At 60.1% G+C, this 22318-nt stretch carries 17 protein-coding genes, 2 tRNA genes, 3 rRNA genes and 1 riboswitch; of the genes, 6 read left to right on the top strand and 16 right to left on the bottom strand.

Annotated features, from left to right (window positions below):
• Positions 1-3: 3 nt before the first annotated feature.
• From BZG29_RS05755 to cobT, 13 genes are all read right to left on the bottom strand, one after another.
• Entirely contained in the window at positions 4-1458 is a 1455-nt protein-coding gene (locus BZG29_RS05755; protein ID WP_077399908.1) for a cobyric acid synthase, read from the bottom strand.
• Entirely contained in the window at positions 1455-2264 is an 810-nt protein-coding gene (locus BZG29_RS05760; protein WP_077399911.1) for an ABC transporter substrate-binding protein, read from the bottom strand. The genes BZG29_RS05755 and BZG29_RS05760 overlap by 4 nt, the downstream gene beginning before the upstream one ends.
• Positions 2261-3160, bottom strand: a complete 900-nt coding sequence (locus BZG29_RS05765; protein ID WP_077399914.1) for a cobalamin-binding protein — start codon at positions 3158-3160, stop codon at positions 2261-2263. The genes BZG29_RS05760 and BZG29_RS05765 overlap by 4 nt, the downstream gene beginning before the upstream one ends.
• Positions 3157-4143, bottom strand: coding sequence for a threonine-phosphate decarboxylase CobD (gene cobD, locus BZG29_RS05770; protein WP_077399917.1), 987 nt, complete (start codon positions 4141-4143; stop codon positions 3157-3159). The genes BZG29_RS05765 and cobD overlap by 4 nt, the downstream gene beginning before the upstream one ends.
• Positions 4136-5089 carry an adenosylcobinamide-phosphate synthase CbiB gene (cbiB, locus tag BZG29_RS05775; RefSeq protein WP_077399920.1) on the bottom strand — a complete coding sequence of 318 codons (954 nt, stop codon included), beginning with the start codon at positions 5087-5089 and terminating at the stop codon, positions 4136-4138. Before cbiB ends, cobD begins: the two co-directional genes overlap by 8 nt.
• A complete protein-coding gene (cobU, locus tag BZG29_RS05780) occupies positions 5083-5649 on the bottom strand; it encodes a bifunctional adenosylcobinamide kinase/adenosylcobinamide-phosphate guanylyltransferase (protein WP_077399923.1) in 567 nt (188 codons plus the stop codon). The genes cbiB and cobU overlap by 7 nt, the downstream gene beginning before the upstream one ends.
• Before the next feature lie 7 nt (positions 5650-5656).
• The gene (gene cobO, locus BZG29_RS05785; protein WP_077399925.1) at positions 5657-6295 is read right to left on the bottom strand and encodes a cob(I)yrinic acid a,c-diamide adenosyltransferase; all 639 of its coding nucleotides are present in this window, start codon (positions 6293-6295) and stop codon (positions 5657-5659) included.
• A gap of 1 nt (position 6296) precedes the next feature.
• Complete coding sequence (locus BZG29_RS05790; protein WP_077399928.1) at positions 6297-7064, bottom strand: ABC transporter ATP-binding protein; 768 nt, start codon at positions 7062-7064, stop codon at positions 6297-6299.
• A gap of 7 nt (positions 7065-7071) precedes the next feature.
• Positions 7072-8097 (bottom strand): iron ABC transporter permease, encoded by a 1026-nt coding sequence (locus BZG29_RS05795; RefSeq protein WP_077399931.1) that lies wholly within the window; start codon positions 8095-8097, stop codon positions 7072-7074.
• A gap of 132 nt (positions 8098-8229) precedes the next feature.
• Positions 8230-10212: a TonB-dependent receptor gene (locus BZG29_RS05800; RefSeq protein ID WP_171984944.1), complete on the bottom strand. Its 1983-nt coding sequence runs from the start codon at positions 10210-10212 to the stop codon at positions 8230-8232.
• Positions 10213-10294: 82 nt separating this feature from the next.
• Positions 10295-10537, bottom strand: a riboswitch (cobalamin riboswitch).
• A gap of 44 nt (positions 10538-10581) precedes the next feature.
• Positions 10582-11136: a histidine phosphatase family protein gene (locus BZG29_RS05805; RefSeq protein WP_077399937.1), complete on the bottom strand. Its 555-nt coding sequence runs from the start codon at positions 11134-11136 to the stop codon at positions 10582-10584.
• 5 nt (positions 11137-11141) lie between these two features.
• Positions 11142-11948 (bottom strand): adenosylcobinamide-GDP ribazoletransferase, encoded by an 807-nt coding sequence (locus tag BZG29_RS05810; RefSeq protein ID WP_077399940.1) that lies wholly within the window; start codon positions 11946-11948, stop codon positions 11142-11144.
• 4 nt (positions 11949-11952) lie between these two features.
• Complete coding sequence (cobT, locus tag BZG29_RS05815) at positions 11953-12993, bottom strand: nicotinate-nucleotide--dimethylbenzimidazole phosphoribosyltransferase (protein WP_077399943.1); 1041 nt, start codon at positions 12991-12993, stop codon at positions 11953-11955.
• A gap of 483 nt (positions 12994-13476) precedes the next feature.
• Between cobT and BZG29_RS05820 the strand changes: the two genes are divergently transcribed.
• From BZG29_RS05820 to rrf, 5 genes are all read left to right on the top strand, one after another.
• Positions 13477-15007 (top strand): 16S ribosomal RNA (locus BZG29_RS05820).
• A gap of 81 nt (positions 15008-15088) precedes the next feature.
• A tRNA-Ile gene (locus tag BZG29_RS05825) sits at positions 15089-15165 on the top strand.
• Positions 15166-15190: 25 nt separating this feature from the next.
• Positions 15191-15266: transfer RNA gene (locus BZG29_RS05830), tRNA-Ala, on the top strand.
• Between the two features lie 240 nt (positions 15267-15506).
• A 23S ribosomal RNA gene (locus tag BZG29_RS05835) occupies positions 15507-18382 on the top strand.
• Between the two features lie 152 nt (positions 18383-18534).
• Positions 18535-18647: ribosomal RNA gene (gene rrf, locus BZG29_RS05840) — 5S ribosomal RNA — on the top strand.
• The 16S, 23S and 5S rRNA genes sit together here with 2 tRNA genes alongside, the layout of an rRNA operon.
• Before the next feature lie 170 nt (positions 18648-18817).
• On the opposite strand, the gene BZG29_RS05845 is transcribed toward rrf, so the two are convergent.
• Genes BZG29_RS05845 through rtcR form a run of 3 tightly spaced genes read right to left on the bottom strand, consistent with a single transcriptional unit; the run spans position 18818 to position 20952 of the window.
• A complete protein-coding gene (locus BZG29_RS05845) occupies positions 18818-19189 on the bottom strand; it encodes a nucleotidyltransferase domain-containing protein (RefSeq protein WP_253192790.1) in 372 nt (123 codons plus the stop codon).
• Entirely contained in the window at positions 19150-19326 is a 177-nt protein-coding gene (locus BZG29_RS28405; protein ID WP_253192791.1) for a nucleotidyltransferase domain-containing protein, read from the bottom strand. The genes BZG29_RS05845 and BZG29_RS28405 overlap by 40 nt, the downstream gene beginning before the upstream one ends.
• Positions 19327-19338: 12 nt before the next feature.
• Complete coding sequence (gene rtcR, locus BZG29_RS05850) at positions 19339-20952, bottom strand: RNA repair transcriptional activator RtcR (RefSeq protein WP_077399946.1); 1614 nt, start codon at positions 20950-20952, stop codon at positions 19339-19341.
• A 206-nt stretch (positions 20953-21158) separates the two neighbouring features.
• Here rtcR and BZG29_RS05855 point away from each other — a divergent pair, with 206 nt between their 5' ends.
• Complete coding sequence (locus BZG29_RS05855) at positions 21159-22316, top strand: hypothetical protein (RefSeq protein ID WP_253192792.1); 1158 nt, start codon at positions 21159-21161, stop codon at positions 22314-22316.
• Positions 22317-22318 lie beyond the last annotated feature (2 nt).

A 22318-nucleotide genomic window follows, 5' to 3' on the forward strand; every position in this document is an offset into this window, starting at 1 on the left:
TCGCTAGCGCTTGATGCGATCCAGGGCCGCCAGCAGCGGGATGGCCGCATCGGCGATGCGTTCGAGGCTGGCCTCGCGCAGGGCGGCGGTGTCCACCGCGTGGCCGGAGTCCAGCCCCGCCCAGCGAAGCAGTGCCGAACACGCGGCGGGCGTGTCGAACATGCCGTGCAAATAGCTGCCGAGGATTTGCCCGTCGCCCGATACCGCCCCTTCCGGACGGCCGTCGATGACAAAGGCCGGTTGCGCCAGCGCCGCGCCATGCGAGACGCCCATGTGGATTTCATAGCCTGCCACGGGTGCGTTTTCCGCACCGGCGAAGGCGCAGTGACCCTGCACCTGTTCCAGCCGCTTGTCGCTCGTCAGCTCCGTCACCATGTCGAGCAAGCCCAGTGCCTTTGACTCTCCCGCCACGCCTTCCACGCCCAGCGGATCGCACACGCTTTGCCCCAGCATCTGGAAGCCGCCGCAGATGCCGAGCACCTTGCCGCCATAGCGCAGGTGTCTGGCCAGGTAGGCGGGCCAGCCTTGCTGCTGCAGCCAGGCCAGGTCGCCGCGCGTGTTCTTGCTGCCTGGCAGGATCACCAGGTCGGCCGCAGGAATCGGCTGCCCCTGCTGGATGAATTGCAGGTCGATATCGGGGTGGGCGCGAAGCGCGTCGAGATCCGTGTGGTTGCTGATGCGCGGCAGTTGCGGCACCACCACCTTGAAGGCGCCGCGTTCGGCCTGCATCGCTTCGACGGCGTCTTCCGCATCGAGGAACAGGCCTTGCAGGTAGGGCAGCACGGCCAGCACGGGTTTGCCCGTCTGCTGTTCCAGCCACTCGATGCCCGGTTGTAGCAGCGAGATGTCGCCGCGAAAGCGGTTGATGACGAAGCCAAGGATGCGCGCCCGTTCGCTGTCGGACAGGCACGCGAGGGTACCGATGATGTGCGCGAAGACGCCGCCACGGTCGATGTCGGCCACCAGGATCACGGGGCAGTCGACGGCTTCCGCAAAGCCCATGTTGGCGATGTCGCGCGCGCGCAGGTTGACTTCGGCGGGACTGCCCGCGCCTTCGACGACGACGGCGTCGTACTGCCGGCGCAGTCGCGCGTAGGATTCGAGCACGGCGCCCATGGCGATGCTCTTGTATTGCTGGTAGTCGCGCGCATCCATCTCGGCGCGCACCTTGCCGTGGATGATCACTTGCGCGCCCGTGTTCGACGACGGTTTCAATAGCACCGGATTCATGTCCGTATGCGGCGCGATGCCGCAGGCCAGCGCCTGCAAGGCTTGCGCGCGCCCGATCTCGCCGCCATCGCTCGTCACCGCGCTATTCAATGCCATGTTTTGCGGCTTGAACGGCGCTACCGTCACGCCACGGCGTTTCAAAAGGCGGCACAGCGCTGCGACGACGGTGCTCTTGCCCGCATCCGACGTCGTGCCTTGCACCATCAGGGCGGGGAAGGGACTCTTCATGCCTGCCGCTCTTTCTGATTCTCCTGCCACTGCGCGATGATGTTGCTGATCTGGCGCAAGCCTTGCGTGATGGCGGCCGGACCGGGCGAAAGAATGTCGGGCGACTTGATCTCGAACAGCATGTCATTGCGTACGGCGGGAATCGCATCCCAGCCCGGGCGTGCCGTCAGCTGCACCGGCTGGAACTTCTTGCCGCACCAGCTGGCGATGATGATGTCGGGCGCGCGCCGCACCACCTCCTGTGGATCGGCGATGATGCGCTCTTTCGCGCCAGGATGGGCGGACAATTCCGGGAAGGCGTCCGTGCCGCCGGCGATGTCGATCAATTCGGCCGCCCAGCCGGTACCGCTCATCAGGGGATCGTTCCACTCTTCAAAGTAAATCACGGGTTTGCGCGTCCAGGCCGCGGCGCGAGCCCGGGCGGCGGCGATGTCCGCGCGCAGGCTGGCGATCAGCACGTTGCCCGCTTCCTCGCGCCGCACCAGCGCGGCCAGCACGCCGATCATGCGCAGGATGCCGTCCACCGTGCGCTGGTTGAACTGGTGTACTTCGACACCGGCCTTGACCAGGTCGCGGCAAATGTCCGCCTGCATGTCGCAAAAGCCGATTACGAGGTCGGGTTTCACTGCCAGGATGCGTTCCAGGTTCGTGGATGAAAAACCGCTGATCCTGGTTTTTTCCTCGCGCGCCCGTGGTGGGCGCACGGTAAAGCCGGAAATGCCCGCTATGACGTCTTCGGCACCCAGCGCATACAGCGTTTCCACGGCTTCCGTCGACAAACAGGCGATGCGCTGGTAGTGGCTCATGGTGCGGACTTGGCGCGGCGCTGGCGGGCCGTTTCCAGCTGTTCGCACATGGCGACCGTGCCTTCGATCATGCGCGGCCCGGCGCGGTTCAGCAGGTCGCCATTCAGGCGGAACAGATTATTCTTGCGCACGGCCGTCATCGACGGGAAGGCGCGCCACATGGCCAGGCCGCCTTCGCTGCGCGCATCGCTTTTTTCGCTGGTGCCGAAGATGACTTCCGGGTCTTCCTGCAGCACGCCTTCCGGCGTGACGACGGGCGCCACCACCTTCATCGCGGCAAAGACATTTTGCGCGCCGCACACGCGCATGGAGTCGCTGATGATGCTCGCGCCGCTCAAGGTATATAGAGGCTTGTCCCACACCTGATAAAACACGCGCACGGGCGGACGCTGCGCGTATTGCGCCGTCAAGCTGGCCAGTTTGGCGCGCAGCTGGGCGGCGGCCGGTTTGGCGGTTTTTTCCGTTCCCATCAGCTGGCCCAGGCGCTCCATGCTGTCGGGGATGTCGGCCAGCTTGCGCGGTTCGCTGTGATAAATCGGCACCTTCAGCTGGCGCAGCATGGCGATCTGGCGCTCGGCGCTGCCATGCATCCACACGACGATCAGGTCCGGCTTCAGGGCGATGATGCGCTCCATGTCGTACTGGCGGTTGTCGCCCACTTGCGTGATCTGCTTTGCCGCTTCCGGGAAGTCGCTGTAGCTGACGACACCGGCGATCCTGTCGCCGCCACCGGCTGCGAACAGCAGTTCCGTCACGTGCGGCGCCAGCGCCAGGATGCGCTGCGCCGGTTTTGCCACGGTGACGGTATTGCCGTCGTCGTCGCGCACGGTGATGGCGGCGTGTGTTTGCAGCGAGACCAGTCCGGCCAGCAGCAGTGCTGTTTTCAAGTGGTTCATGTGTGCTTCCATGTGGTGAGGGCCTGCTGCAGGCGCAGCCAGGCATGTTCGTCGGGGGGCAGGCCCAGGCGGATGCCGTGCGCAGCGTGGCGGAACAGGCGCACCCAGATGCCCGATTCCGCCATGTGGCGCCAGAAGGCGGTGGCACGTGCTTCCGGCCACCATTGAAACAGCGCCGTGCCGTTGCTGGCGATGCCGTGCGAGGCCAGCAGCTGGTGCAGGCGGGTGCCTTCGCCGCGCAGGCGCTCGCGCATCGTGTGCTGCCAATGCGTGTCGTTCAAGGCCGCCAGCGCCACTTGCTGCGCCGGGCCGCTGACGGTCCATGGGCCCAGCATGTCGGCCAGTTGCGCTAGCAGGGCGGGATGGGCCGCGACAAAGCCCAGGCGCAGCCCCGCCAGGCCAAAGAATTTGCCCACCGAACGCAGCACGATCAAACCCGGCTGGTCCGAGTGCGGACCGAGGCTGGCGTGCGATTCCGTATCGCCAAACGCTTCATCGACCACCAGCCAGCCGCCGCGCGCGGCCAGCTTGGCGGCCCACTCCAGCAGCAGTTCCGGTGCGATGCGTTCGCCCGTGGGATTGTTCGGATTGCAGACGACCAGCACGTCGCAGCCGTCCACCGCAGCGGCCAGCTGCGCATACGGCACTTGCCGCAATTGATGGCCGTGCTGGCCCCAGTGGTGCGCATGTTCCGCATACGACGGCGCGGCCACCACCACGCGCGATGGCGCGCGCAGCCGGGGCAGGGCCTGGATGGCGGCCTGCGTGCCGGCGACCGGTAGCAGAGCTGGCGCACCGTAATAGGCGCAGGCGGCGGCCGCCAGCGCGGGATCGGCTTCCGGCAGCCGGTGCCAGGCGTTGGCGTCGGGTGCTGGCACTGCATACCAGTGCGGGTTGATGCCGGTCGACAGGTCGATCCAGTCGGCGATTGGCCGGTCATATTCGCGCGCGGCGTCGCGCAGGTTGCCGCCATGTTCAAGCAAGGTATTTCCCCCGCAGGTAATACAGCCCGGCCAGCAACGCCATCCAGATCAGCCACAGCACGGCGGTTTCGGCCACCAGGCGCCAGGCGCGGTCGATGTCGCGCGCTTCGGCAGGACGGCCGCTGCCCAGCGGCGGGCGGCGTTCCAGCTCGCCGTTATAGATGGCGTCGCCGCCCAAGGCCAGGCCCAGGGCGCCGGCGCCGCTGGCCATCACGGGCCCCGCGTTCGGACTGCCCCAGTTGGGCGCCTGCGTGCGCCAGCATTGCCATGCGCGCTGTTTGTCCGCCATGCGCTTGCCCAGCAAGACATAAGACATGGCCGTCAGGCGCGCCGGCAGGTAATTCAATATGTCGTCGATGCGCGCGGCGCAGCAGCCGAACCAGTCGTAGCGCGCATTGCGGTAGCCCCACATGGCGTCGAGGGTATTGGCCAGCCTGAAGAGCACGGCGCCGGGGCCGCCCGCCACGGCAAACCAGAACAGGGTGCCGAAGACGGCGTCGTTGCCGTTTTCCAGCAAGGACTCCGTGCTGGCCTTGGCCAGGCTGGCCGCGTCGGCGTCGGCCGTGTCGCGGCTGACGATGCGCGCCGTCAGCAGGCGCGCGTTGTCCAGGTCATCGATGGCCAGGGCGTCGGCGATCGGCTGATTGTGGTCGCGCAGGCTGCGCAGGCCCAGGCACAGATACAGCAGGAAGACGTGCAGCGCCGCGCCGGCCAGGCCGCACAGCCACCAGGCGGCATAGCTGATGGGCAGCACGGCCAGCGACCAGGCCAGCGCGCCGCGCAGGAAACGCCCACGGCTCCGGTTCAGCAGGCGCTCCAGCGCGCTGGCGATGCGGCCAAAGCCCACCAGCGGATGCCAGCGGCGCGTTTCTCCCAGCAGCATGTCGAGCAGCACGCCCGCCGCCATCAAGGCGGCCAGCATGGGCAGCGACAAGCCGCTCAGCATGGGGCGCCTTTCAGGTGCAGCGGCAGGCCGGCGGCGACAAATACGGCCCTGTCGCAGATGGCCGCCACGGCCTGGTTCAGCCGGCCCGCTTCATCGGTGAAGCAGCGCGAGATGGCGCCATATGGTACGATGCCCATGCCCACTTCGTTCGATACCAGAATAAGGTCGCAATCGGTATCGCCAAGTTCGGCCAGCGCGTACAGCAGGTGCGCGCGCTCGCTGTGGAACAGTTCGGGCAGGGCGATGTCGCCCACGTCCGGATAAGTCTCGCCAGTGGAAAACATCAGATTCGTCAGCCACAGGGTCAGGCAGTCGAGCAGCAGCAGGCGGCCTGGCCGTGCCTCCCGCAGGATGGCGTCGCCCAGGCGCAGCGGTTCTTCGATAGTCACCCACCCGGCCGGGCGCTGCGCACGGTGATGCGTGATGCGCGTGGCCATTTCGCCATCGCCCGCTTGCGCGGTGGCGATGTAGATCACTTTCTTGCCCGACTCGCGGGCCAGCTTTTCCGCATAGGCGCTCTTGCCGGAACGGGCGCCGCCGAAGACCAGGGTGCGCGTCATGGCGCTGTTACCACTCGGTGCCGAGTTGCGCGCCGATGCCGGCCGCATAGGCATGCTTGACGACGGCCATTTCCGTGACGGTGTCGGCGATGGCGATCAATTCATCCGGCGCGCCGCGGCCCGTGATGACCACGTGCTGCATGGCCGGGCGCTCCAGCAGGTCGGCGATGACCTTGTGCACGTCGAGGTAGTTGTATTTGAGGGCGATATTGAGTTCGTCGAACAGCACCAGGCCGTAGCTGGGGTCAGCCAGGAAGGTCTTTGCCTGCTCCCATGCCAGTTCGGCTTTTTCGATGTCGCGTTCGCGGTTCTGCGTTTCCCAGGTATAGCCTTCACCCATCGCATGAAAACTGATTTCGTCGGGGAAGCGGCGCAGGAATTTCTCTTCGCCCGTCGACATGGCGCCCTTGATGAACTGCACCACGCCCACTTTCATGCCGTGGCCCATGGCGCGGATGGCCATGCCGAAGCCGCTCGAACTCTTGCCCTTGCCGTTGCCCGTGTTGACGATGATGATGCCGATTTCCTTGTCGGCCTTGGCGATGGCCGCGTCGATGATGGCCTTCTTTCTCTCCATGCGCACGCGGTGGCGTTCGTTGATGGCAGCGGTATTGGCAGCGGTGTCCGCGTTGATGTTGTCGTTCATGTCAGTCCTCTTTCGGTATGAATATCTTGCGTTTGCCGTGGGCTATGATCTCGATAGGGTGGCCCAGGTAGTCGCCCAGGATGGAGGCTTGCATCACCTCGGCCACGGGGCCGGCCAGCCAGCCGCCGTCGCCCATCAGCAGCAGCGCATGGGTCGAGACGCTGTGCGCGAGGTTCAGGTCATGCCCCACCATCACTACGGTTTTATTTTGTTCGCGGCACAGCCTGGCCAGCAGGCCCATGACGCTGACCTGGTGCGCCAGGTCCAGCGCGTTGGCTGGCTCGTCCAGCAGCAGCAAGGGCGTATCCTGCGCCAGCATGGAGGCGATTGCCACGCGCTGGCGTTCGCCGCCGGACAGGCTGCGCACGTCGCGCTCGGCCAGGTGTTCCACTTCCATCGAGGCCAGCGCCGCCAGGGCGATGCGCTGGTCGTCGCTGCCTTCCCAGTACTGGTTATCGTGATACGGGTGGCGCGCCGACAGCACCGTTTCGATGACGCGGTACGAGAACGCATCGTGGCGCGCCTGCGCCAGGAAGGCCCGTTCGCGCGCCAGTGCTTCCAGTGGCCAGTCGACCAGGGCGCGGCCCTGTATCGTCACGTGGCCGACATCCGGTTCGCGCAAGCCGGCCAGCGCGCGCAGCAAGGTGCTCTTGCCTGCGCCGTTGCGGCCGATGATGCTCCAGCATTCGCCGTCTTTGATTTGCCAGGTGAGGTTTTCCACGAGGCAGCGCGTGCCCGCCTTCAGGCCCAGTTGGTAGGTACGTATCATGCTTTTTTCATCTCCTGCGCAGCCGATGCAGTTGGTACAGGAAGACGGGCGCGCCTATCATGGCCGTGACCACGCCGACTGGCAGCTGTAATGGCGCCAGCACGGTGCGCGCCAGGGTATCGGCCAGCACGAGGAAGGTGCCGCCGGCCAGCGCGGCGGCCGGTATCAGCAGGCGGTGGTCGGGGCCGCAGGCGAAGCGCAGCGCGTGCGGCACGATCAGGCCGACGAAGCCCACACTGCCGGCGCTGGTGACGGCGCTGGCCGTGAGCAGGCCGGAACAGAAGAACAGTCCCTTGCGCAGGGCGCCCACGCGCACGCCCAGGGTGCTGGCAGCTTCCGCGTGCAGGGCCATGACGTTCAGCGAGCGCGCGCAGCGCAAGGCGAAGGCCATGGCCCCGGCCAAAACCAGCCAGGGCATCAGCCGCGCGGGCGCGCCGGACAGGTCGCCGATCATCCAGAACACCATGCTGCGCAAGCGGCTTTCCGGGGCGATGGACAGCATCAGGGTGACGATGGCCATGCAGGCCGAGGCCAGGATCACGCCCGTCAGCAGCAACAGCGAGGCGCCGCCTTCGGCCGCCGTGCCGCCGCGCAGGTCGCGCCGGGCAAAAAAGTACAGCAGCATGGACACGCCGACGGCGCCGGCAAAGGCAGCCGCGTCGACCACCCACAGCGCGCACATGAACAGCAGCGCGGCCAGCGCGCCGACGGAAGCGCCGGCGGAAATGCCCAGCACATACGGGTCGGCCAGGGGATTGCGCAGCAGCGCCTGCATCATCAGGCCGGCCAGCGACAGCGCCGCGCCGGTGACAAAGGCGGTCAGCGCGCGGCCCAGGCGCAGGTCAAGCAGGGTGGCGGCGAGGGTGTCGGTCTTGCCCTGCACGACGTGGAACAGGGCGGAAGGCAGGTCGGCGAGCGGAATCGCGATCGAGCCGATCATGCCGGAGAAAATCAGGCTGGCAATCGCGCACACGATCAACACCGTGAGGATGACGGTGGCGCGGTGGCGCATATTGCGGAAAAATGGGTGCATGTACTGCCTCAGGTGAAACGGGTGCGGTGCAAGATGCTACGGACTGCTGCAGATGCGTTGGTGGGACGTATACAAAAAAATGGCCCGCATGCGATTGCGCGTACGGGCCATTGTAATCATCTCCGGGCCGATTTAGAAATCGTAGCGTGCCGAGAGTTTCATCTGACGGCCATTGCTAGGATAGATGCCGCCTTTGCAGCTGAATGCATAGGTGAAGTACTGTTTGTCGGTCAGGTTCAAGGCATTGACCGCCACTTCCCAGGCGCCGAACTTGCGTGCATAGCGGGCATCGAAGGTGGTGAACGATGGGATTTTGGCCGAGCAGGTATTGGCAAAATCGCTGCCATAGCGCTGGCTGTCTACCCATTGGGCGCCGAAGTCCGCGCTCTGGCCATCTTTCGGCACCCACGACAGGCGAGCCGACAGGGTGTTTTTCGGGATCAGTGTCAGTTCCTTGCCCGAGTTGACGCCTTCGGTGAAAGTCGCCTTTACGTGCTGGTAGTGGCCGCTGACGCGCCAGTCAGCCGCGATGCTGGTGCTTGCATCGAGTTCAATACCCTGGTGCTTGGTCGGATCCAGATTGGTGTTGGCACCCCAGCCGGACGCGCCTGCCGTTGGGTCATAGTAGATCTCGTTGGTCAGCTTGTGGCGGAAGACGCGGGCATCGAGCTTGACGATGCTGTTGTTGTAGGTCGCGCCCAGTTCCAGGTCATGGGAGGTCTGGCCTTGCAGGGGCTTGTTTGCAACGGGGGTGGAGTTGTTTTCATCGGCGTTCGCCACGCGATAGCTCTGGCCGGCCTTGGCGTACAGATTTACCTGCGGCACGACATCGAAGCTGCCTTGTACGTCCCAGGCATTGAAATTCTGCTTGATGTTGTAGGCTGTCGTGGGGTATCCGATAGGGTCGTTGAAGTCCTTGTCGAAGGTTTCGTGGCGTACGCCTGCGGCGATGCGGAAGTTTTGTGGGCTGGCGAATTTCAGTTCATCGCGCACATAGAATGCCTGCGATTTCTGATTCGCCTTGGCCAGCGAATAGGCGCTGTCGATGTTGGAGTCCCATTTGATGAAGTCGACACCTGCGACGATCTCATTGAGCATGCCGTCAAACTGGCCCAGGTGACGCAGGCGTGGTGAAAACTGGTTTTGTTTGGTTTTGGCTTGCCTTGGGCTTCCGAAGTTCGACTTGGCCGTCTTTTCGTTGCGAGACAATTCCGCTGCCAGATCCACTGCTCCCAGGCGTCCCTCGGCGAACGCGGTGTAGCGGTCGCTGTCGATCGAACCGAAATCTTTTGGCGTGTTTGTCTGGCGTGGATTGGCTTCAAACTGGGCCATTGTGAGGCTACCCGGGAAGCGGATATCCTGGCGCGTGCTGTCGATACGCAGGCCGGCGCGAATATCCTTGCCGCTCCATTGCGCGCCGCCGCTGAAGGTATTTTGCTTGTATTCGTTGTTATCGCGGTAGTTGTCCGTTTCCAGCCGGCCGATGGCGGCGTTCAGCGCCACGTTGTCCCAGGATTGTGCAACGGAGCCGCGCACTTCGCGCTGGCCCAGTTGGCCTGCTTCCGCAAATACGGTGCCACGGCCTGCCTGCTTGCCTGGACGCTTGGTGACGATATTGATGATGCCGCCCGTGGCGCCGTCGCCGTACAGGACGCTGCTGCCGCCGCGCGTGATTTCGATGCGCTCCACGCTATCGATGGGAATAGTTGTCAGCAGGGGATCGGCCAGCTCATTTTCCGACAGGCGCACGCCGTCGAGTACCACGACCATGTTCTGGCTGGAGGTGGCGCCGAAACCGCGCAGGTCCAGGGTGAAGTTATCCGGATTGCCAGCCAGGCCTTGGCGGCCGTAGACGCCACCGATCTTGCGGATGGCCTGGTTCACATCCGTGACGCCCGCGCGGCGGATTTCATCGGCCGTGATGATGGTGGCGCCGATCGGCTGCAGTGCCGGATCGCTGTTGAAGCGGGAGCCCGTGACGACGATCTGGTCCAGCGTCTTGTTCGCGGTTTGCGCGAAGGCGGGAGCGGCGGCGATGAAGCACAGGGAAATGGCGGAAACCAGGGCGCGCGGCGCCATTGCCGGCGCGCGGCGGTGTAATACGGGAGCAGTCATGATATCGTTTTCTTCGGAAAAAGCACCCGGCTCGCGTCCCCGCAAGCCAGATTCAACGGAAGGCGCGGCGCCCGGCAAGGCCCGCACTTCCACCTGTCCTGGCCGGTATCCGGGCTGGCAAGTACGGCCATCCCACCTTCCCATGCTCGATGATTGCAAGCACAGTGGTTGTCAGAGATAGCTTGTCACCCGCTTCCTGTGGGGAGGGGCGACACTTGCTTACCGTTGCGGGGGCAGCACACGTTCGCCGCGAGCGCGGCATCGTGTTTCCCGTTTAACTGCGCTCATGGACATGAGCGCGGGCACCAAAACCCCGCCATTATACGTGCAGCAGGCGGGGACTGAAATGGTCGGCTGGACGATTCGATATCAGAAATCGACGACGACCGTCGCACCGTAGGCGATTTTATGGGCGGAATGGGCGGCCAACAGGGCCGTTTCCTCCAATGGCAGCCGGGCCTGCAATGCCGACAGCAGGCGGATGGTGCCCGCATGGCAGATGATGACCGCCGTTTCGTGTTGTTCGCGCAACAGATCGCCTAAAAACGCATCGACGCGGGCGGCCATCGCCAGTACATTCTCGCCCCCACCGGGGCGGTACCAGGCCAGGTCGGCCGCCCAGGCATCGATGTCCGCGCGCGCAATCGCGTGCCAGGGCTGCATTTCCCATGTGCCGAAATCCATTTCGGCCAGCCGGGCATCAAAGTGTAATTCGCTCGCGGGCAGATCCTGCGCCAGGGCAGTCGCCAGGTCGGCGCAGCGGCGCAGTGGACTGGCGTAGAGCGGCACGTCGGCCGGCAAAGTCGCTTGCAGGCTGGCGCGCGCTGCGGTCATTTCGTGCGGCGCCACCGCCACGTCGCTGCGGCCATAGCATGTGCCGCTGGTGACTTGCGGCGCGGGGTGGCGGACGAGGATCAGGCGCATGGTGTTTAGAAGAAGCGTGCTGGCGGCTGAAAGCTGGACAGGATGGCCAGGTAAATCGCCACTTCCGCCACCTGCTGCACGGCGCCCAGGCAGTCGCCCGTGTAGCCTTGCAGGCGGCGCTGGCATTTGCGGCCCAGCCAGAGTGCGGCAGCTGCCGCCGCCACGATGGCAAAGGCCAGCGCGCCCCAGTCGACTATCCCCAGCAGGCCGCAGGCGATGGCTGGCAGCAGGGCGCAAAGGGAGGCGACGATGAATTCTCCCGTCGTCATTTCCTGCGCCATCGGCTTGGACTTGCCTTCGTTGCGCGCGTAATCCATGAACCGGATCAGCGAGACGGCGGCCAGGCGGGACAAAGGATGGGCGATGCACAGGGTCGCCACGATGACGGTGGGCGGCAGCGAAACCAGCGCTGCGCACTTGATGGCCAGCAGGCAGGCGATGCCGATGGCGCCATACGCGCCGATGCGCGAATCCTTCATGATTTCCAGCACCCGCTCGCGCGTCAATCCGCCGCCAAAGCCGTCGCACATGTCGGCGAAGCCGTCTTCGTGGAAGGCGCCCGTCAGATAAATGCCGGCGGCGACGGCCAGCAGCACGGCCACCGCCGAAGGCAGGAGCCAGCTGGCCAGCAGATACACTGCGCCGGAAATGGCCGCCACCACCACGCCGACCAGCGGAAAGTAGCGCGAAGCGTGCTGCAGCCAAGCCGGCTCGAAACCCACCCAGCGCGGGATCGGCAGGCGCGTGAAGAACTGCAGCGCGATGAAGAAGAGGCGGCACTGGTGGACTGCGGCGGAAACGGGGTTGCTCATGGTCTTAGTCTGGCGTGGACTTTTCGCTGACCTGGGCCGAGGCGAAGGTCGCCATCTCGCGCATGAAGTTGACGGCCGCGTGCAGCAGCGGCAAGGCCAGGGCCGAACCCGTGCCTTCGCCGAGGCGCAAATCGAGGTGCAGCAGCGGATGCGCGCCAAGGCTGGCCAGCAGCTGGCGGTGACCGTTTTCATCGGAGCAGTGCGAAAACACGCAGTAATCGAGAATGGCCGGTTGCAGACGAGCCGCCACCAGCAGGGCGCTGCTGACGATGAAGCCGTCGATGAGCAGAATCATGCGCCGTTCAGCCGCTTTCAGCATGGCGCCGGCCATCATGGCGATTTCGAAGCCGCCAAAGGTGGCCAGCACGTCGAGCGGCTCATCGACTGCCGCATGATGGGCGACAGCCGCTTCGATCACTTGCTGTTTATGTAGTACGCCCTCTTTCGACAGGCCCGTGCCGGCGCCGACGCAATCGGCAACGGGCGTGCCGGTCAGTTTGTGCATCAGTGCTGCCGCGGCCGTGGTGTTGCCGATGCCCATTTCGCCAAAGCCCAGGACATTGCCATCGAGCGTGGCGACCAGATCCATCCCCGCCTGCATGGCGGCGATGCACTGTGCCTTGCTCATGGCGGCTTCGTGGGCAAAGTTACGCGTACCCGGGCCTTGCTTGCGGTCGAGCAAGCCGTCGCGCGGGCCGAAATCGTGGTTGACGCCCGCATCTACTATATAGAGAGCGCAATCGTTCTGGCGGGCAAAGACATTGATGGCGGCGCCATTGCCCAGGAAGTTTTCCACCATCTGCCAGGTCACGCTTTGTGGATAGGCAGAAATGCCTTCGGCTACGATGCCATGGTCGGCAGCGAAAACGATGATGGCTGGCTGGTGCAGCGCCAGTTGCGTGCTTTGCTGGATCAGGCCGATCTGACGGGCCAGGGTTTCCAGCATGCCGAGGCTGCCAAGTGGTTTGGTCTTGCTGTTGATGGCATGTTCGAGTGCGCTGGCCAGGGAGGAGTTGGCGGTGGGTAATATATGTGGGATAGGCATGGGAATCTATATGGATGAGGCAGGATGTGGTCGTCGCTACGATATCACACAGCAATATTTGTCCAACTGCAAAATAGCGCTTGCGGGGCATGGGCGGCTTTGCTATAGTTCGCCTCCCCAATGAGACGCAGTCAAATGCGGCAGTTGAGGATCACCGGAAACGGCGATGAGTAGTAAAAGAAGGAGTTGACGGATGTAGTGAAATGCCTCATAATCTTCCTTCTTCGCAGCTGACAAACACAACGCTTTGTCGATAGCGCGAAAGCAGTACCGAATACAGTTCTTTAACAATTAACAGTCGATAAGTGTGGACATTTGATGTAAGTGCAGCAGCGATCTTCGGATTGCTGTAATACTTAAAATATATCAAATGTTCACAAGAAATAATGAAATAGGATACTTCTTCGGAAGTAGCCTGTCAGTTTTTTGAGTGAGCGACCCGTCGCAAGACGGTGCCAATAAAATGGCAAAGTAACAGAGATTAAACTGAAGAGTTTGATCCTGGCTCAGATTGAACGCTGGCGGCATGCCTTACACATGCAAGTCGAACGGCAGCACGGAGCTTGCTCTGGTGGCGAGTGGCGAACGGGTGAGTAATATATCGGAACGTACCCTGGAGTGGGGGATAACGTAGCGAAAGTTACGCTAATACCGCATACGATCTACGGATGAAAGTGGGGGATCGCAAGACCTCATGCTCGTGGAGCGGCCGATATCTGATTAGCTAGTTGGTAGGGTAAAAGCCTACCAAGGCATCGATCAGTAGCTGGTCTGAGAGGACGACCAGCCACACTGGAACTGAGACACGGTCCAGACTCCTACGGGAGGCAGCAGTGGGGAATTTTGGACAATGGGCGAAAGCCTGATCCAGCAATGCCGCGTGAGTGAAGAAGGCCTTCGGGTTGTAAAGCTCTTTTGTCAGGGAAGAAACGGTGAAGGCTAATATCCTTTGCTAATGACGGTACCTGAAGAATAAGCACCGGCTAACTACGTGCCAGCAGCCGCGGTAATACGTAGGGTGCAAGCGTTAATCGGAATTACTGGGCGTAAAGCGTGCGCAGGCGGTTTTGTAAGTCTGATGTGAAATCCCCGGGCTCAACCTGGGAATTGCATTGGAGACTGCAAGGCTAGAATCTGGCAGAGGGGGGTAGAATTCCACGTGTAGCAGTGAAATGCGTAGATATGTGGAGGAACACCGATGGCGAAGGCAGCCCCCTGGGTCAAGATTGACGCTCATGCACGAAAGCGTGGGGAGCAAACAGGATTAGATACCCTGGTAGTCCACGCCCTAAACGATGTCTACTAGTTGTCGGGTCTTAATTGACTTGGTAACGCAGCTAACGCGTGAAGTAGACCGCCTGGGGAGTACGGTCGCAAGATTAAAACTCAAAGGAATTGACGGGGACCCGCACAAGCGGTGGATGATGTGGATTAATTCGATGCAACGCGAAAAACCTTACCTACCCTTGACATGGCTGGAATCCCCGAGAGATTGGGGAGTGCTCGAAAGAGAACCAGTACACAGGTGCTGCATGGCTGTCGTCAGCTCGTGTCGTGAGATGTTGGGTTAAGTCCCGCAACGAGCGCAACCCTTGTCATTAGTTGCTACGAAAGGGCACTCTAATGAGACTGCCGGTGACAAACCGGAGGAAGGTGGGGATGACGTCAAGTCCTCATGGCCCTTATGGGTAGGGCTTCACACGTCATACAATGGTACATACAGAGCGCCGCCAACCCGCGAGGGGGAGCTAATCGCAGAAAGTGTATCGTAGTCCGGATTGTAGTCTGCAACTCGACTGCATGAAGTTGGAATCGCTAGTAATCGCGGATCAGCATGTCGCGGTGAATACGTTCCCGGGTCTTGTACACACCGCCCGTCACACCATGGGAGCGGGTTTTACCAGAAGTAGGTAGCTTAACCGTAAGGAGGGCGCTTACCACGGTAGGATTCGTGACTGGGGTGAAGTCGTAACAAGGTAGCCGTATCGGAAGGTGCGGCTGGATCACCTCCTTTCTAGAGTTTGCACGAATCAGGTAACTGGTTCACGCATCAAATGTTCACACTTATCGGCTGTTAATATAAAGAACAGCATTTGGGGCTGTAGCTCAGCTGGTTAGAGCACCGTGTTGATAACGCGGGGGTCGTTGGTTCGAGTCCAACCAGCCCTACCAGTTTCTGTAGTCTGGAAATACCCTAGGGGGATTAGCTCAGCTGGGAGAGCACCTGCTTTGCAAGCAGGGGGTCGTCGGTTCGATCCCGTCATCCTCCACCAAAAGTTCAAACGTAAATCAGTGCTAAGTGCACCGGGATTTAGGTTTGGTCTTTTCGAGATCAAGTGCTGTATGTTCTTTAACAATCTGGAAGAAGTAAAGATTATTTATTGATCGGTTTGCCGTAAAAAGCGAATCGATGGGTAATGATTGTATGTATCAACAAACAAGCAACAACGTTGTACTTTCTTATCCCTGTAGCGCTCTTTTCGTTTGAAAGAATGAAGAGGCTAACGTTATAGGGACAAGCGAATAAGTGCACATGGTGGATGCCTTGGCGATTACAGGCGATGAAGGACGTAGTAGCTTGCGATAAGCTGCGGGGAGTGAGCAAACACACTTTGATCCGCAGATTTCCGAATGGGGCAACCCACCCTTTTAGGGTATTGCATACTGAATACATAGGTATGCAAGGCGAACGCGGCGAACTGAAACATCTAAGTAGCTGCAGGAAAAGAAATCAACCGAGATTCCCAAAGTAGCGGCGAGCGAAATGGGAAGAGCCTGTACGTGATAGTCGGACCGATAACAGAATCCTCTGGAAATAGGAGCCATAGCGGGTGATAGCCCCGTATGTGAAATCGGACCGGTGGTACTAAGCGTACGACAAGTAGGGCGGGACACGTGACATCCTGTCTGAATATGGGGGGACCATCCTCCAAGGCTAAATACTCGTAATCGACCGATAGTGAACCAGTACCGTGAGGGAAAGGCGAAAAGAACCCCGGAAGGGGAGTGAAATAGATCCTGAAACCGTGTGCATACAAACAGTAGGAGCGGACTTGTTCCGTGACTGCGTACCTTTTGTATAATGGGTCAGCGACTTACATTCAGTGGCAAGGTTAACCAGATAGGGAAGCCGTAGAGAAATCGAGTCCGAATAGGGCGATCAGTCGCTGGGTGTAGACCCGAAACCAAGTGATCTACTCATGGCCAGGATGAAGGTGCGGTAACACGCCCTGGAGGTCCGAACCCACTAATGTTGAAAAATTAGGGGATGAGCTGTGGGTAGGGGTGAAAGGCTAAACAAACTTGGAAATAGCTGGTTCTCTCCGAAAACTATTTAGGTAGTGCCTCAAGTATCACCATCGGGGGTAGAGCACTGTTATGGCTAGGGGGTCATTGCGACTTACCAAACCATTGCAAACTCCGAATACCGATGAGTGCGAGCTTGGGAGACAGACGTCGGGTGCTAACGTCCGGCGTCAAGAGGGAAACAACCCAGACCGCCAGCTAAGGTCCCAAAGATTGGCTAAGTGGAAAACGAAGTGGGAAGGCTAAAACAGTCAGGATGTTGGCTTAGAAGCAGCCATCATTTAAAGAAAGCGTAATAGCTCACTGATCGAGTCGTCCTGCGCGGAAGATGTAACGGGGCTAAGCCAGTCACCGAAGCTGCGGATATCCTTTATTGGATATGGTAGGAGAGCGTTCTGTAAGCCTGCGAAGGTGTCTTGTAAAGGATGCTGGAGGTATCAGAAGTGCGAATGCTGACATGAGTAGCGATAATGGGGGTGAAAAGCCTCCACGCCGTAAGCCCAAGGTTTCCTGTTCAACGTTCATCGGAGCAGGGTGAGTCGGCCCCTAAGGCGAGGCAGAGATGCGTAGCTGATGGGAAGCAGGTTAATATTCCTGCACCGTCGTATGATGCGATGGGGGGACGGATCGCGGAAGGTTGTCCAACTGTTGGAATAGTTGGTTTTTGGCTCATAGAAGGTACTTAGGCAAATCCGGGTACGGAATTCAAGGGGTTGAGACGAGTGAATTTATTCACGAAGCAATCGGAAGTGGTTCCAAGAAAAGCCTCTAAGCTTCAGTCATACGAGACCGTACCGCAAACCGACACAGGTGGGCGAGATGAGTATTCTAAGGCGCTTGAGAGAACTCGGGAGAAGGAACTCGGCAAATTGGTACCGTAACTTCGGGAAAAGGTACGCCCCGGTAGCTTGATTGGTTTACTCCATGAGGGTGAAAGGGTTGCAATAAACTGGTGGCTGCGACTGTTTAATAAAAACACAGCACTCTGCAAACACGAAAGTGGACGTATAGGGTGTGACGCCTGCCCGGTGCTGGAAGATTAAATGATGGGGTGCAAGCTCTTGATTGAAGTCCCAGTAAACGGCGGCCGTAACTATAACGGTCCTAAGGTAGCGAAATTCCTTGTCGGGTAAGTTCCGACCTGCACGAATGGCGTAACGATGGCCACACTGTCTCCTCCCGAGACTCAGCGAAGTTGAAATGTTTGTGATGATGCAATCTACCCGCGGCTAGACGGAAAGACCCCATGAACCTTTACTGTAGCTTTGCATTGGACTTTGAACCAATCTGTGTAGGATAGGTGGGAGGCTTTGAAGCGGGGACGCTAGTTCTCGTGGAGCCAACCTTGAAATACCACCCTGGTTTGTTTGAGGTTCTAACCTTGGTCCGTTATCCGGATCGGGGACAGTGCATGGTAGGCAGTTTGACTGGGGCGGTCTCCTCCTAAAGTGTAACGGAGGAGTTCGAAGGTACGCTAGATACGGTCGGACATCGTGTTGATAGTGCAATGGCATAAGCGTGCTTAACTGCGAGACTGACAAGTCGAGCAGGTACGAAAGTAGGACATAGTGATCCGGTGGTTCTGTATGGAAGGGCCATCGCTCAACGGATAAAAGGTACTCTGGGGATAACAGGCTGATTCCTCCCAAGAGTTCATATCGACGGGGGAGTTTGGCACCTCGATGTCGGCTCATCACATCCTGGGGCTGTAGCCGGTCCCAAGGGTATGGCTGTTCGCCATTTAAAGTGGTACGTGAGCTGGGTTTAAAACGTCGTGAGACAGTTTGGTCCCTATCTGCCGTGGGCGTTGGAAATTTGAAGGGGGCTGCTCCTAGTACGAGAGGACCGGAGTGGACGAACCTCTGGTGTACCGGTTGTCACGCCAGTGGCATTGCCGGGTAGCTAAGTTCGGAAGAGATAACCGCTGAAAGCATCTAAGCGGGAAACTTGCCTTGAGATGAGATTTCCCAGAGCCTTGAGCTCTTTGAAGGGTCGTTCGAGACCAGGACGTTGATAGGCTGGGTGTGGAAGTGCAGTAATGCATTAAGCTAACCAGTACTAATTGCCCGTACGGCTTGTCCCTATAACCTTAGCAGGTACAGAGGATGAGAAAGTACATGTTGCGTGAATGTTGATCGCAATCATTACCCAAGTAATACCTCAATACATAATCCTACTTCTTCCAGATTCATGGCTTTGTCGTCCTACAGGAGACAAATGCCGGTACAAGTTATGCCTGATGACCATAGCAAGTTGGTCCCACCCCTTCCCATCCCGAACAGGACCGTGAAACAACTTTGCGCCGATGATAGTGCTGCAACCAGTGTGAAAGTAGGTTATCGTCAGGCTTGTTATTCGCAGTAAGAGAAAAACCCGTCAAGCAATTGGCGGGTTTTTTTTCGTCTGGCGCTTTGTTGGTGACTTTGATGCTGATAACATGCGAAAAAAAGGCAGCGCTGCGCGCTGCCTTTACTGGCTGACGCTCAGTTTTCCTGCAAAACTTGGCGGAACAGCTCGTTCAACGCCTCCATGCCCCCGGATTTTTCTTCCTTTTCCAGACTGAAATGCTCCAGCCTGGCCAAATCAGATAGCCGCGGTAATTCGTCTTGGCCATGCTGCGGTAATGATAAATTCCCTTTTCCAGTGCGTAGACGGTATCGAGCAAGGCCTGGATGCCCATCCTGAAACCGCATTTTTCCATATATCGGATCGGCGACTGTATCCATTCGATGACGGCAGGATTGGAGCGCCAGAAGAGCTGCAGCGCCTTGCGCACATCCCAGCCATTCAAATCGATATCATCGACGATCGGATATTCGATGACGTCGCGCTTGTCTTCCAGGTCGACGCTCAGATACCAGTCTTGCGGGCGCGCGTAGATAAAACGCACATCGAAGTCGTTGTTCGGCGAGGCAAATCCCGGGCGCGGCTGCCCGATTCAATCGCCATTAAAATCCGCACGCCTTCCTTCTTTTCCACGGCCGCCAGGCGACGCATGATCTCTACTCGTATTTCTTCTGGAATCATCGTTCTCTCTTCTTAGTTGCTTGAGGACACTTTATCCCAGTCGAGGGTAAAGCGGGCCAGGAATTTCTTGAGCCGGTCCGCATCGTTCGGCCTGGCTTTCGCTTCGCGCGAGACGGCATACAAGGTACGGCCTGCATCGGACAGGCTGTTCGATTCTCGGCATACCTTGATCACTGCCTGCAGCTGCAGCGCATCGAACAGGTCGAGTTGCGCGCTTGCTGGCTCTCCCATGATTTCTGCCAAATCCACTTCCGGATTATCATTCTGAGTAACATGATGTTGCCACATGCGTTTCAGGCGCTTGATCTCTTCGTCGACCACGCCATCCGTGATGCGGCCCGCCTCGGACAAGGTGGCCAGGCGCGTGACAGACGCGGACAAATCGCGGAAATTGCCTTTCCAGGCGGAGGTGGGCAGGGTGGCAAAGCGCATGAAGCGTTCGCGCGCTTCCTTGTTGAAGCGCACTCGTTCCCCCGTCTCGGCGCTGTATTGTGCCAGCTGGTATTCCAGGTTCGGCTCGATGTCTTCCGGCCGCTGCGCCAGGCCCGGCAATTCGTAGGTCCACAGGTTGATGCGCGCATACAGGTCTTCGCGGAAGCGGCCGGCCATCACTTCTTTGCCCAGGTCGCGGTTGGTGCCGGCGATCAGCTGGAAGTCGCTCTGCACCTCCGTATCGGCACCGACGGGAAAGAAGCGCTTTTCTTCAATGGCTTTCAATAGCATGGCCTGTTCATCGAGTCCCAGTTCGCCAATTTCATCAAGAAACAGCAGTCCCTTGTGCGCGCTGCGCAGCAAGCCGGGACGATCCGCGCCCGCGCCCGTGAATGCGCCCTTGATATGGCCGAACAGGGTGGATGCGGCGCCGTCGCCGTGCAGGGTGGCGCAATTGAGGTCGATGAATTTTCCGTCGATCTGGTGGCGCGATTTTTTCAGTTCATACACGCGGCGCGCGAGGAAGGATTTGCCGGCACCGGTAGGCCCCATCAGCAGCATGGGGGCTTTCGATTTAATGGCGACGCGCTCGATTTCATCGATCATGCCGTTGAATTTTGCATTGCGCGTGGCGATGCCGGACTTCAGGAAGGCCACGCCTTCAGCCTGCTCGCGCGTAAAACGCTGTGCGATCTGATCGTAGCGCGACAGATCGAGATCGATCAATGCGTAGCTGCCGGGATTGCCGGTGGCCTGGCGCTTCGGCGGCGACGTTTGTACGAGACGGCCAGGAAAATAGCGCGCTTCCGTCATCAGGAACATGCATATCTGCACCACGTGGCTGCCGGTGGTGATGTGAATCCAGTAGTCTTCCTTGTCCGGATCGAAGGGGTAGCTATTGGCAAAATCATAGAGCGCGCCATATACATTCTCGAAGTCCCAGGCATCGCTGATAGGCAGTTCATGGGAGATCAGTCTGGTTTCCGGCGAGACGCTGGCAATATCCTGCGACACCTGGCGTACCAGGTTGTCGAACTGGCTGCCCGCGTACAGCAACTCGAAGCGGTCGATGATCTTGTCCTCGTGCTGGGTCAGGGCGATGCTGGGGCGCCACTTTTCCCAGCGTGCCGCTCCCCTGCCATTGTCGAGCTGCGTGCCGAGAAAACCGATGACGACGGTGCGTTTTGCTTGCATATTTGGGATAAATATTTATCTTAAAAGATAATTGTATTCCAAATCGCAGTGATAGGGATATTTTCAGTGAACAGCTTGTGTGAAAATATTATTTAATTAAATCAATGAGTTATGGAAATTTTTGAGGAAATATTGAAAGCTGGCACAGCGCTTGCAATAGAGGAGGTAGCAACGAGATAAACGTAGAGAGCAGAGAGGAACGAAAAATGGCCAACGCCCAGTTATTCCAGAGCGCGCAACAGACCGGAACCTTGCCAGCGGCGCTGGCACGCAATGCCGAAGGCGCGCCAGCGTATGCGCTGACGCCACGCCATCAGCTGGCACAGTATGCAGCCACGGGCTGCCTGAACACGACGTTTTATGCGACCGCCGAAGCGCAACTGGCAAAGGTGATCGAGCTGTGCCAGGCGGTCGAGCCGGCCTTCATCGCGCAGACGGCCGTGTACTGCCGCGAACGGGGCTACATGAAAGACATGCCGGCCTTGCTGGTGGCCGTGCTGGCGGGGCAGGGCGCCGCGGCATTTGCGCCGGCCTTTCAGCGCGTCATCAACAATGGCAAGATGCTGCGCAATTTCGTGCAAATCGTGCGTTCGGGCGTCATCGGCCGCAAATCGCTGGGATCGCGTCCAAAAAAGCTGGTGCAGGCATGGCTGAACGGCGCTTCGGAACAAGCCTTGCTGGCCGCCGCCGTCGGTAACGCGCCATCGCTGGCTGACGTGGTCAAGATGGTGCACCCGAAACCGCAGGAAGCGTGGCGCGCCGCCTTCTTCGCATGGCTGATCGGCAAGCCGTACGATGCCGCGGCCTTGCCGCCGACGCTGGCCGCGTTCGAAGCTTACAAGCTTGATCCAGCGCAAACGATACCGGACGTGCCCTTCCAGATGCTGACGGCGCTGCCTTTGCGCGCGCAGGATTGGGCGCAGATCGCCCGCCAGGGCAGCTGGCAGATGGTGCGCATGAATCTGAATACCTTTGGCCGCCACGGCGTGTATGCGATAGCCGGCATGCCGGAGCTGATCGCCGCCAAGCTGCGCGATCCCGAGGCGATTGGCCGGGCACGGGTGTTTCCGTACCAGCTGATGTCGGCTTGCATGGCGGCCGGCGAGCACGTGCCGGCCGCTGGAACAGGCGCTGGAAATATCGCTGCTGAACGTGCCGCAGATCGCAGGCAAGGTGGTGGTGTGCCCCGACGTTTCCGGTTCGATGTCCTCGCCCGTCAGCGGTTTTCGCGGCAGCGCCACGTCCAGCGTGCGCTGCATCGATGTGGCGGCGCTGGTGGCGGCGGCCATGTTGCGCAAGAATCCGGATGCTATGGTGCTGCCGTTCGAGCACAGCGTGGTGCAGTGCGGACTCGGCGCGGATGATA

This window comes from Janthinobacterium sp. LM6, from assembly GCF_002002885.1.
Classification (GTDB): Bacteria; Pseudomonadota; Gammaproteobacteria; order Burkholderiales; family Burkholderiaceae_D; genus Janthinobacterium; species Janthinobacterium kumbetense.

Coding starts and splice junctions, on each gene's coding strand:
- BZG29_RS05755 (WP_077399908.1), bottom strand. CDS start 1,458: ATGAAGAGTCCCTTCCCCGCCCTGATGGTGCAAGGCACGACGTCGGAT.
- BZG29_RS05760 (WP_077399911.1), bottom strand. CDS start 2,264: ATGAGCCACTACCAGCGCATCGCCTGTTTGTCGACGGAAGCCGTGGAA.
- BZG29_RS05765 (WP_077399914.1), bottom strand. CDS start 3,160: ATGAACCACTTGAAAACAGCACTGCTGCTGGCCGGACTGGTCTCGCTG.
- cbiB (WP_077399920.1), bottom strand. CDS start 5,089: ATGCTGAGCGGCTTGTCGCTGCCCATGCTGGCCGCCTTGATGGCGGCG.
- cobU (WP_077399923.1), bottom strand. CDS start 5,649: ATGACGCGCACCCTGGTCTTCGGCGGCGCCCGTTCCGGCAAGAGCGCC.
- cobO (WP_077399925.1), bottom strand. CDS start 6,295: ATGAACGACAACATCAACGCGGACACCGCTGCCAATACCGCTGCCATC.
- BZG29_RS05790 (WP_077399928.1), bottom strand. CDS start 7,064: ATGATACGTACCTACCAACTGGGCCTGAAGGCGGGCACGCGCTGCCTC.
- BZG29_RS05795 (WP_077399931.1), bottom strand. CDS start 8,097: ATGCACCCATTTTTCCGCAATATGCGCCACCGCGCCACCGTCATCCTC.
- BZG29_RS05800 (WP_171984944.1), bottom strand. CDS start 10,212: ATGACTGCTCCCGTATTACACCGCCGCGCGCCGGCAATGGCGCCGCGC.
- BZG29_RS05805 (WP_077399937.1), bottom strand. CDS start 11,136: ATGCGCCTGATCCTCGTCCGCCACCCCGCGCCGCAAGTCACCAGCGGC.
- BZG29_RS05810 (WP_077399940.1), bottom strand. CDS start 11,948: ATGAGCAACCCCGTTTCCGCCGCAGTCCACCAGTGCCGCCTCTTCTTC.
- cobT (WP_077399943.1), bottom strand. CDS start 12,993: ATGCCTATCCCACATATATTACCCACCGCCAACTCCTCCCTGGCCAGC.
- BZG29_RS28405 (WP_253192791.1), bottom strand. CDS start 19,326: ATGATTCCAGAAGAAATACGAGTAGAGATCATGCGTCGCCTGGCGGCC.
- rtcR (WP_077399946.1), bottom strand. CDS start 20,952: ATGCAAGCAAAACGCACCGTCGTCATCGGTTTTCTCGGCACGCAGCTC.
- BZG29_RS05855 (WP_253192792.1), top strand. CDS start 21,159: ATGGCCAACGCCCAGTTATTCCAGAGCGCGCAACAGACCGGAACCTTG.